Origin of the sequence: Janthinobacterium sp. YR213 (genome assembly GCF_900099875.1) — a bacterium.
GTDB classification, from domain to species: domain Bacteria; phylum Pseudomonadota; class Gammaproteobacteria; order Burkholderiales; family Burkholderiaceae_D; genus Janthinobacterium; species Janthinobacterium lividum.
Genome location: NZ_FNDA01000004.1, coordinates 453,707 through 468,306, shown reverse-complemented (window position 1 = coordinate 468,306; position 14,600 = coordinate 453,707). Strand labels below are relative to the sequence as shown.

Annotated in this window: 13 protein-coding genes; 5 read left to right on the top strand and 8 right to left on the bottom strand. The window is 64.3% G+C overall.

The features are described 5' to 3' along the window. Positions 1-16: 16 nt before the first annotated feature. Entirely contained in the window at positions 17-1,315 is a 1,299-nt protein-coding gene (locus BLT98_RS19800) for a maltoporin (protein ID WP_052140684.1), read from the bottom strand. 346 nt (positions 1,316-1,661) lie between these two features. Between BLT98_RS19800 and BLT98_RS19795 the strand changes: the two genes are divergently transcribed. Next, the gene (locus BLT98_RS19795) at positions 1,662-3,575 is read left to right on the top strand and encodes a glucokinase (protein WP_070253665.1); all 1,914 of its coding nucleotides are present in this window, start codon (positions 1,662-1,664) and stop codon (positions 3,573-3,575) included. Further along, positions 3,559-4,638, top strand: coding sequence for a LacI family DNA-binding transcriptional regulator (locus BLT98_RS19790; protein WP_092610736.1), 1,080 nt, complete (start codon positions 3,559-3,561; stop codon positions 4,636-4,638). The genes BLT98_RS19795 and BLT98_RS19790 overlap by 17 nt, the downstream gene beginning before the upstream one ends. Positions 4,639-4,667: 29 nt before the next feature. On the opposite strand, the gene BLT98_RS19785 is transcribed toward BLT98_RS19790, so the two are convergent. The 4 genes from BLT98_RS19785 to BLT98_RS19770 all read right to left on the bottom strand — a co-directional run bounded on the left by BLT98_RS19785 (position 4,668) and on the right by BLT98_RS19770 (position 8,720). Continuing rightward, on the bottom strand, positions 4,668-5,600 hold the full coding sequence (locus BLT98_RS19785; protein ID WP_070253666.1) for a carbohydrate kinase family protein: 933 nt from the start codon (positions 5,598-5,600) through the stop codon (positions 4,668-4,670). Further along, positions 5,597-6,811: an AGE family epimerase/isomerase gene (locus BLT98_RS19780; protein WP_092610734.1), complete on the bottom strand. Its 1,215-nt coding sequence runs from the start codon at positions 6,809-6,811 to the stop codon at positions 5,597-5,599. Before BLT98_RS19780 ends, BLT98_RS19785 begins: the two co-directional genes overlap by 4 nt. A 68-nt stretch (positions 6,812-6,879) precedes the next feature. After that, positions 6,880-7,881: a tetratricopeptide repeat protein gene (locus BLT98_RS19775; RefSeq protein WP_092610732.1), complete on the bottom strand. Its 1,002-nt coding sequence runs from the start codon at positions 7,879-7,881 to the stop codon at positions 6,880-6,882. Then, positions 7,878-8,720, bottom strand: coding sequence for a tetratricopeptide repeat protein (locus tag BLT98_RS19770; protein ID WP_092610730.1), 843 nt, complete (start codon positions 8,718-8,720; stop codon positions 7,878-7,880). The genes BLT98_RS19775 and BLT98_RS19770 overlap by 4 nt, the downstream gene beginning before the upstream one ends. A gap of 134 nt (positions 8,721-8,854) precedes the next feature. On the opposite strand from BLT98_RS19770, the gene BLT98_RS19765 reads away from it, so the two are divergent. Next, complete coding sequence (locus tag BLT98_RS19765) at positions 8,855-9,244, top strand: DUF1090 family protein (RefSeq protein ID WP_170846439.1); 390 nt, start codon at positions 8,855-8,857, stop codon at positions 9,242-9,244. Here BLT98_RS19765 and mmsB read toward each other — a convergent pair. Genes mmsB through BLT98_RS19750 form a run of 3 tightly spaced genes read right to left on the bottom strand, consistent with a single transcriptional unit; the run spans position 9,241 to position 12,894 of the window. After that, complete coding sequence (mmsB, locus tag BLT98_RS19760; RefSeq protein ID WP_092610726.1) at positions 9,241-10,134, bottom strand: 3-hydroxyisobutyrate dehydrogenase; 894 nt, start codon at positions 10,132-10,134, stop codon at positions 9,241-9,243. The two genes, BLT98_RS19765 and mmsB, sit on opposite strands and share 4 nt — an antisense overlap. A gap of 10 nt (positions 10,135-10,144) precedes the next feature. Continuing rightward, entirely contained in the window at positions 10,145-11,659 is a 1,515-nt protein-coding gene (locus BLT98_RS19755; protein ID WP_092610724.1) for a CoA-acylating methylmalonate-semialdehyde dehydrogenase, read from the bottom strand. Between the two features lie 17 nt (positions 11,660-11,676). After that, positions 11,677-12,894 carry an ABC transporter substrate-binding protein gene (locus BLT98_RS19750; RefSeq protein ID WP_034788901.1) on the bottom strand — a complete coding sequence of 406 codons (1,218 nt, stop codon included), beginning with the start codon at positions 12,892-12,894 and terminating at the stop codon, positions 11,677-11,679. A 121-nt stretch (positions 12,895-13,015) separates the two neighbouring features. Here BLT98_RS19750 and BLT98_RS19745 point away from each other — a divergent pair, with 121 nt between their 5' ends. Beyond that, the gene (locus BLT98_RS19745; protein WP_034788899.1) at positions 13,016-13,933 is read left to right on the top strand and encodes a LysR family transcriptional regulator; all 918 of its coding nucleotides are present in this window, start codon (positions 13,016-13,018) and stop codon (positions 13,931-13,933) included. Positions 13,934-13,983: 50 nt separating this feature from the next. Beyond that, a complete protein-coding gene (locus tag BLT98_RS19740; RefSeq protein WP_092610722.1) occupies positions 13,984-14,514 on the top strand; it encodes an isochorismatase family protein in 531 nt (176 codons plus the stop codon). Positions 14,515-14,600 lie beyond the last annotated feature (86 nt).

The window sequence follows — 14,600 nt, the reverse complement described above, 5'->3', positions numbered from 1 at the left end:
TACAACGCCTGCTAACTTAGAACCAGGTTTCCACTTGGAAACCGTAGGAAGTGCCGCTGGTATTGTTGTTGTAGATCGGGCCGCCGTTGTTCGACGCGTTGACCGAGGCGGTGGCCGCATCGTTCCATTTGCCGTAGGTCACGAAAGCGCGCAGTTCAGGACGCGACCACAGGCCAGGACCGGCCGAGATCGTCGGCGCGATAGTCAGCTTGGTCAGGCGCTTGGCTGGCTGGCCGCCCGATTGCGTCACGCGGTCCGTGCCCAGTTCGCCCACCAGCTTGAAGTTGTTGGTGAATGCGTACACAGGACGCACGCCGACCGAGGTCCAGGTCGAGGAACCGGCGGCGGTCGATTCGTCTTTTTGCCACAGGGCGACGAATTCCATGCCGAAGTTTTCCATCGGCTGGATCGCCATGTCATTGAAGACGCGCGTGCGCTTGCGGTCAGAACCGTAGGAAGTGCTGCCCGAGGCGCCGAACTGTCCGTTGCCGTCACCGCCAACACCAGGGCCGACGCCGTACTGCACGCCGAAGGTGTTGCCGCCGCCGAAGACTTTGCCTTGACGGTGGAATGCCGACAGTTGCCAGCCGTTATGTTTCGGGCCGTAGATGTCGTTGTCCTTGCCTTCGGCCGTGATGATGGTCGCGGCCAGGTCCAGGGTGCCATTTTCATTGACGGGAATTTCGCCGTAGATGAAGTTCTGGCGCACGGCGGAACGGGTGCCGGTAATGGCGCCAGTGTTCTTGTCGCGGGCATTGATGTCGTTGTCCTTGAAGAAGGCATACGAGAATTTACCCGGGCCAACAGGAATGCGGTCCAGGCCGGCGCCCGTGCCGTTCATGTTGATGTATTGCAGATCCAGCATGTGGATGTCAGGACGGTAGTAGAAACGCTTGCCGACCCAGGCCGTGCCGCCGTTCAGGAAATCGAGTCCCTGCGCTTCGACATAGGCCTTGACGATGCCCAGTTTGTTGTCGCCGAAATCCGAGTTTGGCGCGTAAGCGTTGACCCAGATGGTGGCCAGGTAGTTCACGCCGCCGGACTTGGCAACAGACTTGGTGTAGCCGAATTCCGTGTAGGCGTCGCACTCATTGCCCAGACGATATTTCATGGTATTGCCACCCAGGCCGAAGCAGCCTTGCGAACCGCCGTCGCCCGATGTATTGCTGCCGGCGCCAGCGCGCAGGTAGCCGTGGAAGCCTTCGGAGTCGGATGGGTACATAGGGTCGGCGGCAGCGGAACCGCTGGCGATGGCCAAGACGATGGCAGCTGGCAGTGTCTTCAACACGGCCTTCAACATGGTGCGATGCAGCATGGTAAGTCTCCTCAGTAATTTATTTTTTATCTAGTCATTCGTGGCCGAATGTACTGGCCAGAATTCTTTCCAGCAGAGACATAGTAACTATACTACGAACAAATATCAACATATTATGTTGTAATCCTACGACTACTCTGCGACACTTTATTTGCGCAGGGATTTGCCAGTTGACCGCCCTGATTTTTCAGCTGGCGCCACCCGTTTCCGGCGCTGCGGACAAGCATTTGCGCGGGTGCCCCGCATTTTTCGGCACGCGGCACGTATACGAATTAAAATCCTTGGTTTTTGCCATAACGACAGTGCGCCGCCATGACAGCGCACGCAAACGAGACTAGGCACCGCCATGAAAATTGATGAAAAAATGGAAGTAGCAGGCAGCGATCCGGCGGAGCGATTCAGTGAAGGGCCGCGCCTGCTGGCCGACATCGGCGGCACCAATGCCCGCTTCGTGCTTGAAACGCGCCAGGGCCACCTGGAAGCGGTGGCCGTGCTGCCCTGCGACGACTACGCTTCACTGCTCGACGCCATCACCGCGTATATGGATAGCAGCGAGGCGCGCGCCGCCGGTTCGGCCCGCGTGCGCCATGCGGCCATCGCCATCGCCAATCCCATCGACGACGACACTATCCGCATGATGAACCATCACTGGTTCTTCTCGATCGAGGCCATGCGCGCCACGCTGGGCCTCGACACCCTGCTGGTGGTGAATGACTTCACGGCGCTGGCCATGGCCCTGCCCTATCTGCGGCCCGACCAGCGCCTGCAGATCGGCGGCGGCATGGCGCGCGCCGACAGCGTCATCGGCCTGCTCGGTTCGGGCACGGGCCTGGGCGTGTCGGGCATGATCCCCGCAGAAGACCGCTGGATCGCGCTGGGCAGCGAAGGGGGCCACGTCAGCTTCGCGCCCTGCGACCAGCGCGAGATGGACGTGCTGTCCTTCGCCTGGCGCGAACTGTCGCACGTCTCGGCCGAACGCCTCGCCTCCGGGCGCGGCCTGGAACTGATCTACCGCGCACTGTCCGAACGCGCCGGCAAGCCCGACGCGCTGCCGCTGCTGGCAGCCGAAATCACCAGCCGCGCCCTGAACAATGAATGCGAAGTGTGCCTCGAAGCGGTGGACTGTTTCTGCGCCATCCTCGGCTCCATCGCCGGCAACGTGGCCATGACCCTGGGCGCGCTGGGCGGCATCTATATAGGCGGGGGCATCGTGCCGCGCCTGGGCCCCCTGTTCGAGCAGTCGCAGTTCCGCGCCCGCTTCGAGCAAAAGGGCCGCCTGAACGACTACCTGGCGCAGATCCCCACCTTTCTGATCACGGCCGAACTGCCGACGTTCCTCGGTATCGCCGCCATCCTGGCGCAAAAGCTCAAGCGCGCCCATTCCGGCGCGCCCGTGCTCGAATCCGTGCGCCAGGCGCGCGGGCGTATGAGCCCCTCGGAATGCAAGGTGGCCGACTGGGTGCTGAAGGAGCCGAACGCCATGCTGACCCTGCCGATCGCGGAAATCGCCCAGAGGGTCGGCGTGAGCCAGCCGACCGTGATGCGCTTTTGCCGCTCGATCGGCGTGCAGGGCCTGGCCGACTTCAAATTGAAGCTGGCGTCCGGCCTGACGGGCGGCGCCATCACGGTAGCCCACTGCCACGTGGAGATCTCGGACTCCGACGCCGAACTGGCGCGCAAGGTGCTGGGCAATAACGCCTCGGCAGCGCTGGCCATGCGCGACATGCTCGACGTGAAGGCGCTGACGGCGGCCATCGAGCTGCTGCGAGGCGCGCAGCGCGTGGAGCTGCTGGCCGTGGGCAGCGCCCGCGTGGTGGCCGACGACATGCAGCACAAGCTGCTCAACCTGGGCATCGTCAGCAGCTTCTTTGCCGATCCGCAGGCGCAGGAAATGAGCGCCGCCATGCTGAAACCGGGCGACGTGGCGCTGGTCATTTCCCGTTCGGGCGCCCTGCCCGACCTGCTGCGCACCGTCAAGGTGGCGCAGGGCTGCGGCGCGCGCGTGCTGGCGATCACGGCCAGCGGTTCGCCGCTGGCCAAGCTGGCCGACGTACTGCTGACCTTGAACCACCCGGAAGGCAATCTCAATTTCGTGCCCATGATCGTGCGCCTGCTGCAGCTGATGATGCTCGATATCCTGTCCGTGGGACTGGCCCGGCGCGACACGGCGCAGCGCACCAGCGCCGCCGAACTGGAAGAAGGCCAATTGCACGGCATGCGCATCAGCGGCAAGCTGAAGTTCGGTGGCCACCTCGAATAAGGCGGCGCACGCCGCCCCCGATACCGCCAGCGGCGCCACCGTGCACGACGTGGCGCGCGTGGCCGGCGTATCGGCCATGACGGTATCGCGCGTGATCAATGGACGCAGCAGCGTCAGCGCGGCCACGCGCGACAAGGTCGAGGCGGCGATCGCCAGCCTGCGCTATCAGCCCAACCTGGCGGCCAGGGCGGCCCGCACGGGCACCCTGCGCATTGGCCTGTTGTACAGCAATCCAAGCGCAGCCTTCCTCAGCGAATTTTTAGTTGGCGCCATGGACCAATGCCGCCAGGGCGGCGGCCAGTTGCTGCTGGAACGCTGCGAAGACCTGGACAGCCAACGCGCCGGCATCGATTGCCTGGTGGCGGCCGGCGTGGACGGCATCCTCGTGCCGCCGCCCCTGTGCGATTCGCCGGAAGTGCTGGCGCAACTGAACCGGATGGGTATCCCGGCCATCGCCGTGGCCACGGCGCGCCCCTCGCCCGGCGTCTCGGCCGTGCGCATCGACGACTACGAAGGTGCCCTGGCCATGACGCGCCACCTGCTCGCGCTGGGCCATCGCGACATCGGCTTCATCGAAGGCGATCCGGCGCACACGCCCGCCCTGCTGCGCCGCCAGGCCTTCGAGGACGCCATGCGGGAAGCGGGCTTGCAGGTGCCGCCGCACAGGGTGGCGCAAGGTTACTTTACGTATCGTTCGGGTCTCGACGCGGCGCGCCGGCTGCTGGCGCAGAAACCGCACCCGAGCGCCATCTTCGCCAGCAACGACGACATGGCCGCCGCCACCCTGGCCGTGGTGCACGGCATGGGCTTGCAGGTGCCGGCGGAATTGAGCGTGTGCGGCTTCGACGACACGCCCGTCGCCACCACCGTCTGGCCCGAGCTGACCACCATCCACCAGCCCATCGCCGACATGGCGCGCGCCGCCGTCAATCTCGTCATCGACGAAATCCGCCAGCGCCGCGCGGGGGAACCGGCCACCGCCACGCATCATTTGATGGCGTTTACCTTGATGGAGCGGGCGTCGACGGGACCCGTTACGCGGGGTCAGACCCGCCGGGTCTGACCCCGGCATTTACCGCCGGACTGGTACTGCTAGCGCAGCACCGTGCGCGCCGCCAGCGATTCCACCAGTTCCACGGACGGCGGCGAGCCACCGGCCGCCAGGCAGGCGCCAGCGCCCGCCGCGACGGCAAAGCGCAAGTGCTGGCCACCGTTGGCATCGGGCCGGTACATCAGGCTGTACAGCAAACCGCCGATGCTGGCGTCGCCCGCACCCACTGAATCAACCACCTCGATGACGGGCGGTGCCGCCTGCCATGTCTGTTCGCCCTGGTACAGCGCCGCACCCTGCGCGCCGCGCGTATACAAATACGTGGCTTGCGGATTCCAGCTGCGCAGCATGGCAAACGCGCCATCGATGTCGTCATGGCGGAACAGGCCCGCCAGGTCTTCATCGGACACCTTGATCACGTCGGCCAGCTGCGTCATGCGGCGCAGGGTGGCGTCATAGCGTTCATCCATCATGATGCGAAAGTTCGGGTCGTAGCTGATCTTCACGCCAGCCGCCTTGAGCTCCTGCGCCAGCGCCACCAGCTTGCCCGCCAGCGGTTCGCGCGCCAGGCTGATACCGCCGAAATGCACCCATTGCGCCCCCTGCATCCAGCCGGCCGGCAAGAGCGACGCGTCGAAATGCAGGTCGGCGCTGTCGTCGCCGATGAAGTAATAGGTAGGCGGATGCAGTTCATGCACGATGGCCAGCAGCGGCGACTTCGCATGGCGCTGCAAAAAACGCATGTCCAGGCCCGCCACGTCGGTCGCCTGCGCCAGCGCGTCGCCGAAGACGTCGAGGCTGACGCCGCCCGCAAAGGCGCTGGGCACGCCCAGGCGCGCCATCACGCGCGCCACGTTCCAGGTTGAGCCGCCCACCTGGCTGTTCCAGGAGTCCGCGCCCGTGCGCAGCATGTCCGTCAGCGCTTCGCCGGCCGACACAAAAGCGGGGAAAGAGGGAAAAGCGGTGGCGCTCATGCGGCACCGCCAATTACGTTCAGCACTTCGTAGCAGGCGCCCATGGTGTGGTAATCGGTCTTGCCGGCCGGGCTTTTCTCGTTGCTGATCTTGCCGTTTTCCGGCGTCAGAATGCGGTACCAGGCGCCGTGTTCATGGTCGACGAAATGCGTCCAGCTGTAGTCCCAGATCTTGTCATAGCTTTGCCAGTAGGCCTCGTCCCCGGTGCGGGCGGCCAGCACGGCGGCGGCGGCGAAGCTTTCCGCCTGCACCCAGAAATATTTGTCGCCATCGCAGATCTCGTCCTGCGGGCCGAAACCGTAGTGGATGCCGCCATGCGCGCCATCCCAGGCCTTGGCCAGGGCCATGTCGTACAGCGCGCGCGCGCGCGGCAGCAGCCAGTCGGACGGACCGGCCATGAACCGGCTGTGGCGCTCCATGATCAGCAGCAGCTTGGCCCATTCCGTGAAGTGGCCAGGCTGGTAACCCCACGGACGGAAGATATTGCTCTTGTCGTGCAGGTTGTAGTCCCAGTCGATCGACCAGTCGGGCGTGTAGTGCTCCCAGATCATGCCGTTCGCCAGGCCCGCCTGGCGCACTGTGATGTTGTGCGCCAGGGTTTCGGCGCGGTGCAGATATCTCGCCTCGCCCGTCGCCTCGAACGCGGCCAGCATGGCTTCGCAGGCATGCATGTTGGCGTTCTGGCCCCGGTAGCCGTCCAGGGTGGACCAGTCGGCGCTGGCCACGTCCGCATACAGGCCGTGTTCGGGCAGCCAGAAGCGCTGCTCCATCAGCTCAAACGTTTCGTCCAGATACGCGCGCGCTTCCGGCACGCCCGCCTGCAAGGCGTGGGCATAGGCCAGCAGCACGAAGGCCAGGCCGTAGCAGTGGTTGGCACCGTCTTCGACCTGCTTGACGCCATCCTTCCACGACAGTTGCCAGGCATAGCCGCCCGTGGCCGGGTCGCGGTGCACGTCGCGCAAAAAGGCCACGCCGTGGCGCAGGGCCGCCTGGTAATCGTCGCCGCCGAAGCGGCGGTACGCCATGGCGTAATTGAAGATGAAGCGCGTGCTGCTGACCAGGTGGCGCGTACTGGCGTCGTACACCGTGCCGTCATCAAGGAAGAAATGATAGAAACCGCCGCTCGGGTCAACAGCGCGCGGGTGATAAAAGTTCATCGTGTGCAGGATATGCTTTTCAAGCGTCGCCTTGGAGCGGAAATCGGGATTCATGGGTCTCTCATGATATTGTTATCGATAACAATGATGATAGCATGCCGTCCTGACTCCGTCATGCCCGCTCAGGGAGTCTTGGCCAGCCTGAGCTTTTCGCGCCACAGTGCCGCCTGCGCCGGGTCGGCCGCCTGTTCCAGCTCGCCCTTATCGTACACCTTGACCAGCCGTTCGATGGCTTCCGCGTCGCCCTGCTTCGCCGCCAGCAGGTACAGCGCGAAAGGCTTGGGCGCCGGCCCTTGCCGGGTGGGGCCGCCACGGCCCTGTTCCAGCAGCCGCGCAAAACCCGTCTGTCCCGGTGGACTTTTGGCGATGGCGGCCATTTCATACCAGCCCAGGGCCGCCTCGTCGCTCTGCGGCACGCCCTGCCCCACTTCATACGAGTACGCGACATTGTTCAAGCCGGGCGGGTCGAGCGCCTTGGCCGCCTTCATGTACCAGGTGAACGCTTCCTTGCGCTGCGCCTCGTCCTTGGCCGTCATCATCAGGCGGTAGCCGATTTCATTGTAGGCATAGATAAAGCCGTTTTCGGCATAGAACTTCAGCCAGTGCAGCGCATGCGCCTGTTCTGCCGGGCTGCTGTGGATATTTTCAAAGTGCATGGCCAGCGTGAAGTTGGCCAGCTCCACGCCTTGCGCGGCGCCCTTGCGCGACCAGTATTCGCCCAGCTTGCGGTCGATGGCCATGCCCTGCCCCAGCGTGTAGGCCACGCCGAGGAAAGCCTGCGCCGGACCATAGCCGCCTTCGGCCGATTTCCGCATCCACGCCAGGCCGGCGTCGACGTCGCGCGGCGTGCCTTCGCCGCCGTGCAGCATCTGCGCCAGCTCCAGCTGGGCGGCCGTGTCTCCCCCTTCCGCAGCCAGGCGCGCCTTCCCGAAGGCTGCCACCTTGTCCGGCGACAGGTCGGCCGGACGGTCGATCACGGCCCGTACCCTTGCGCGCATGTCGTCGAGGCCGGACATATCGAATTCGGCCAGCGCCGGATGCTGACGCGGTTCCTTGGTGGAAGCCGGCTGCGCCAGCACGGGCTGCGCCAGGGCGAGGCTCAATACAAACAGCATGGTCTTCATTTCTTTTCCTTCCCGGCCAGCTTGCCGCGCCACTCGGCCGCGTCTTCGGCATTCGCAGCCTGTCCCAGTTCGCCTTTGACATACACATCGATCATGCGCCGCATGGCGGGCAAGTCGCCGCTCCACCCCGCCCGCTCGTACCAGACCAGGGCCCACTTGTCCGACTGCGCCACACCGAGGCCCAGCTCGTGCGCGCGGGCCAGGTTGCGCATGCCGGCCGGCTCCTTTTCACGCGCCGATCTGGAATACCAGTGGAAAGCCTCGGCGCGATCCTGTTCATCGACGGCTGCGCGCATCAGGTGCTCGCCCAGCGCATTGTAGGCGGGCACAAAGTGCTGCTCGTTCGCCGCCGCCTTCAGCCAGGTGATGGCCAGCGCCTGCTCCTCGGCGCTGCTGTCGCCATCGATGAATTCCAGCGCCAGGATGGTTTGCGCCTCTGCATTGCCCTGCGCCGCGCCCTTGCGCAGCCAGTATTCGCCTTGCACGCGGTCGATGGGCACCTTGCCGCCCAAGGTATAGGCCATCCCCAAAGCCGACTGTGCCGGTGCATAGCCGCCTTCGGCCGACTTGCGTATCCAGGCCATCGACTGCGTCGTATCTTGCGGCGTGCCGACGCCCAGCTGCAGCATGCGGGCCAGGTCCAGCTGCGCCTCCACGTCGCCCGCTTCGGCCGCGCGCCGGGCCTGCTCAAACTCGGCGATGCTTTCCGGGCTATGGCTAGCCACATCAGCCCTGGCCTTGATGGCGATCAGCTGCAGGTCGAGCAAGGTGGGCGAGGTCTGGGCCAGGAGCGGCAACGGCAGCAGGAAAGGAATCAGCAAGAGGAATTTCTTGGGCATGCGGCGGTGTCGGAAAGAAGAAAACACGCATGGTAGCCGATGCCATGCCAGACAGGCGCGCACTGCACAAGAAGTTTGACAGGGCAAGCCGGCAGGCTTACATTGCACGAGCCCACCACTTACACAGGAACGCCATGAACCGCCTCGCCACAACCGCCTTGACCCTGCTGATCGCCGCAGCCTCCGTGGGCGCCAGCGCCGCCGATACCCAGCTGGCCGGCTGCGCCGCCAAGCGCGAAAGCATCCGCAGCGAATTGCGCCAGGCGCAGGAACAGGGCCTGTCCGACAAGGTCGCGGGCCTCACGCGCGCGCTCGACGAAGTCAACGCCCACTGCCGCGACAGTACCCTGGTCGAACGCCACAACAAGAAGATCGTCAAGGCGCAGGCGAAGGTGAACCAGACGGAGCGCTCGCTGCGCCTGGCCCAGGAAGCCAACAAGGAACCGAAGAAGATCGCCAAGCTGGAAGGCAAGCTGGAAAAAGCCAGGGCGGAACTGGCCGCCCTGCAGGCGCAGCAACCTTAAGCTTTATCGCCCAGCAACTGATAAATGCTGGAGAAATCCAGCGCGCCCGATCCCGCCTTGCTGTGCAAACTATATAGATTGCGCGACAAGGCGCCCAGCGGCACCGAGGCGCCGCTGGCCAGCGCGCTTTCCACGGCCAGCCCCAGGTCTTTCAGCATCAGGTCGACGCCAAAGCCGCCCGTGTAGCCGCGCGACGCGGGCACGTTTTCGGCCACGCCCGGACACGGGTTGTAGACGTCCAGGGTCCAGTTGCGGCCCGAGCTTTTCGCCATCACGTCGGACACTACCTTGGGATCGAGGCCATTGGCCACGCCCAGGCGTATGGCTTCGCTGGTGCCGATCATGAGTATCCCCAGCAGCATGTTGTTGCATATCTTGACCGTCTGGCCGCAACCGGAGCCGCCCGCGTGGAAGATGGCCTTGCCCATGACGTCCAGATAGGGCCTTGCCGCCGCCAGCGCGGATTCTTCGCCGCCCACCATGAAAGTCAGCGTGCCGTTGGTGGCGCCCGCCGTGCCGCCCGAAACGGGCGCGTCCAGCATGGGCATGCCTTTTTCCTGCGCCGCGCGGCCCACCTGGCGCGCCGCCTCGGTGGAAATCGTCGAACAATCGATCAGCAGGGTGCCGGGCCGCGCCTGCGCCAAAATACCCCCATCCCCAAGGTAGGCGCCCAGCACGTGGCGGCTGGCCGGCAGCATCGTGATGACGATGTCGGCCTGGCCGATCGCCGCCACCTGGTCATCGGACACGAGGCCGCCGCCGTCGGCAAACTGCCGCACGCTGGCCGGCAGCAAATCAAAGCCCGTCACCGCATGGCCGGCCCGCACGAGGTTTTGCGCCATGGGCAAGCCCATGTTGCCCAGGCCGATGAAAACGATATTGGTGCCCATGGCCTTCCCCTTATTTCATCGAGATGGTGGTATTGACGCCGCTGCCGCCATCGTCCGGGGCGAACCAGCGCGCCGTGACGGTCTTGGTCTGCGTCCAGAAGTACAGGGCCTGTTTGCCGTTCGGGCCCAGGTCTCCCAGCTTCGACGCGCGCGACCCCGTAAAACTGAAATACGCGACGGGTACGGGAATGGCCACGTTGATGCCCACCTGCCCCACATCGATCTCGTTCTGGAACTTGCGCCCCGCCCAGCCGGACGAGGTGAAGATCGAGGTGCCGTTGCCGTTCGGGTTGGCGTTGATGAAGGCGATGGCCTGGTCCAGCGTGTCCGTCTCGACCACGCACATGGCGGGGCCAAAGATTTCCTGCGTGTAGACGGAGTTCGACGCCTGGACCTTGGAGAAAATCGTCGGGCCCATGAAATTGCCGCCCTCGTAGCCGGCCACCTTGTGGCCGCGGCCGTCGAGCAGCAGCTGCGCGCCTTCGTCAACGCCCGCCTGGATCAGCTTTTCCGCCCGCTGCATGGCCGCCTTGGAAACCATCGGTCCCAGGTCGGCATCGCGGTCGCTGCCCGGTCCCACTTTCAGCGCCTGCGAGCGGGCGACGATTTCCGGCAGCCAGGAGCGGGCCGCGCCCACCAGCACCACGACGGAATTGGCCATGCAGCGCTGGCCGGCCGCACCGAAGGCCGCGCCGATCAGGTTATTGATCGCCTGCTCCTTGTTGGCGTCGGCCAGCACCACGCAATGGTTTTTCGCGCCCATCATCGATTGCGCGCGCTTGCCCGATTCGCTGGCGCGGCGGTACACATGCGTGCCCACGTGGGTGGAGCCGATGAAGGACACGGCCTTGATGTCGGGATGGTCGCACAGCATGTTGACGACGTCGGCGCCGCCATGCACGACGTTCAGGACGCCGGCCGGCAAGCCCGCCTGGTACATCAGTTCGACCAGGTACATGGTCGAAGACGGATCCTGTTCCGACGGTTTCAGCACAAACGTATTGCCGCAGGCGATAGCGATCGGGAACATGAAGCACGGCAGCATGACGGGGAAATTGAACGCCGTGATGCCGGCGCCCACGCCCAGCGGCTGGTAGATATTGTAGACATCGACACCGGTGGCCGCGTTTTCCGCAATCTCGCCCAGCTGCAGGGTGGCGATCGAACACGCGTGCTCCACCACTTCCAGGCCGCGCATGACTTCCCCTTCCGCGTCGGGCAGGGTCTTGCCGTGTTCGCGCGTGATCAGTTCGGCCAGGGCACCAATGTTTTCGCGGATCAGATGCTGGTACTTGAGCATGATGCGCATGCGCGCGGCCAGCGGGGTATTGCGCCAGGTCTTGAACGCTTCCCTGGCCGTGGCGACGGCCAGGTTGACTTCGTCCGGCGTGGAAAACGGCACCTTGGCGACGATTTCCTGCGTGGCCGGGTTGACGACGTCGCGCCATTCGCTGCTGCTTGACGCATGGTGCTTGCCGCCGATGTGCAGGGGGATGGCAGGGACTTGGGTGAGGGCTTGGTTCATGGTTCGAGACTCCGTGGTTATTTTTTAACGAGATTGCACGCCGCAGCATCCATCGGCTTGAACGCCTGGTCGGCGGGGATGGTGGACAGCACTTTCAGGTAATCCCACGCGCCTTTCGATTCGGCCGGGGTCTTCACCTGCACCAGGTACATGTCGTGGATCACGCGGCCATCGGGGCGGATCGAGGCGTTGTTCATCACGGAATCCTTGATGGGCAGCTGGCGCATTTTTTCGGCAACGATTTTCGAGTCGTCGCTCTTCGCGGCCGCCACCGACTTCAGGTAGTGGTAGACGCTGGAATACACGCCCGCCTGCACCATGGTCGGCTTGGCGCCCTTGTTGAGCGCCTCGAAGCGTTTCGCAAAGGCGCGGCTGCGGTCATCGTAATCCCAGTAAAAACCGTCCGCGTAGACGAGGCCCTGGGCCGTATCCAGTCCCAGCGCGTGCACGTCGGAGAGAAACACCAGCAAGGCGGCCAGGCGCTGGTCCTTGCCGCTGCCGATGCGGAATTCGCGCGCCTGCTTGATGGCCGATACCGTGTCGGCGCCGCCATTGGCCAGGCCGATCACCTGCGCTTTCGAGCCTTGCGCCTGCACCAGGAAGGACGAGAAATCGGACGCGTTGAGGGGATGGCGCACAGCGCCCAACACCGTGCCGCCGTTGCGCTTGACGACCTCGCTGGCATCCTTTTCCAGCGAATGGCCGAACGCGTAATCGACGGTGACGAAGTACCAGGATTTCTGTCCCAGCTTGGTCAGCGCCGCCGCCGTGCCGGCTGCCTGCGAATATGTGTCGAACATCCAGTGGAAGCCGTTCGGCGAGCAGTCTTCATTGGTCAGGCGCCCCGTGGCCGGGCCGCTGAACATGGCGATGCCGCCCTTCTCTTTCATCAGCTTTTGCACGGACAGGGCTACGGAGGAATTGGTCAGGTCGGCGATGGCGTCGACCTTGTCGCGGTCTATCCATTCGCGCGCCTTGGAGGCGGCGATGTCGGCCTTGTTCAAATGGTCGGCCGAGAGGATTTCGATCTTCATGCCCTTGCATTCGGCCTTCAGGCAATCCTCGACGGCCATCTGGCTGGCGACGACGGAGCCGCGCCCGCCCATGGCCGAATACGGCCCGGACATGTCGGTCAGGATGCCGACCTTGACGACGCCATCGGAAATTTGCGCGTGCGCGCCGCCAAAGGAAAGGGTGAGCGCCAGCGCGCCCATGGCCAGAACGGTTTTTTTCATGCGTGTCTCCAGGTGAATGGGTTTTCTTATATGTTTAGATGCATTCTGCATGTGTAAAAATATGCACTCAAGTAAAATTAATGCATAATTCCTTTGCAAAAATGCACAGAGAGGGTTTGCCATGCTCGATTGGGACAATGTACGGGTCTTCCTGGAACTGACGCGCAGCGCCGGCCTCGTCGATGCGGCGAAAAAGCTGGGCATCGACCATTCCACCGTGTCGCGGCGCATGCGCAAGTTCGAGGAGCAGGTGGGCACGCAGCTGTTCGACCGCAACTACGTGGGCTACCAGCTGACGCCCGAAGGCCACCGCCTGATGGAATACGCGGAAACCATGGAAAGCACGGTGTTTGCCGCCACCGAGGAATTAGGCGAGCACAACCGCCTGTTGTCGGGCCAGGTGCGCCTGGGCGCCACGGAAGGCTTCGGCGCCATCGTGCTGGCGCCCCACCTGGCGCAGTTCTGCGGGCGATACCCACACATCAGCGTGGACCTGATCGCCGTGCCCCGCTTCGTCAGCCTGTCCAAGCGCGAGGCGGACGTGGCCATTTCCGTCGAACGCCCCCAGTCCGGCCCCTACGTGGTGACGAAGCTGTCCGACTACCGCCTGAAACTGTATGCCACGCCCGCCTACCTGGCGCGCCACGCGCCGATCACCAGCGTGGCCCAGCTGGCGCAGCACCCCATCATCGGCTACGTGGACGACCTGGTCTTCAGTTCGGAGCTGCGCTACATGGACAACGTGGCGCCCGATTCCCTGCGCGCGTTTCGCAGCACCAGCGTGATCGCCCAGTACCACGCGGCGCGCGCGGGCCAGGCGCTGGCCATCCTGCCCTGCTTCGTGGCCCAGCAGTCGAATGAGCTGGTGCCCGTGCTCGATGGCGAGATCGACCTGCTGCGCGCCTTCTGGATGATTTCGCCCAGCGAGCGGCGCAATATTGCCAGGGTCAGCGCCCTGTGGAACTACTTGCGTGCCGCCGTCGATTTGAATCATGGCTACCTGATGGGCGAAACAGCCGTGCCCAGCTGGCCAACTTGAGCAAACTGCGGCGCGCTACACTGTCGCCAGATACTAATAAGGAGAACGCCATGCTGATGGATGCAAACCAGGCCGTACTGGTCATTGTCGACCTGCAAGGTCGCTTGATGCCGGCCATCCACGATGCCGGCCTCGTGCTGGCGCAAAACCTGCGCCTGGCAAAGATCGCCCGACTGCTCGACGTGCCCGTGCTGGGCACGGAACAGAACCGCCAGGGGCTGGGGCCGAACGTGGAAGAGATCGCCGCCCTGTGCGAACGGACCTTGCACAAGACGCATTTCGGCGCCTGTGCCGACGGCTTGCAGGACATGCTACCCGCCGGACGCAGACAAATCGTCGTCACGGGTTGCGAAGCCCATGTGTGCATGCTGCAGACGGCCATCGGCTTGCTGGAACTGGGGTACGAGGTCATCATCGCCATCGACGCCGTCGGCTCGCGCCAGGCCGCCAGCCGCGACGCGGCGCTGGCCCGCCTGGGCAAGCTGGGTGCTCATCTGGTGACGGTGGAAATGCTGGCCTTCGAATGGTTGCGCGATTGCAAGCATCCACGTTTCCGCGAAGTATTGGCGCTGATTAAATAGAAAGCAGGTTTAAGCCAGATCAATCCTGTCGGCCGCCCATTTGCTAGCTTGGTAACAGCGCCGCCATTCCGAGCGGTGCGCCGTCC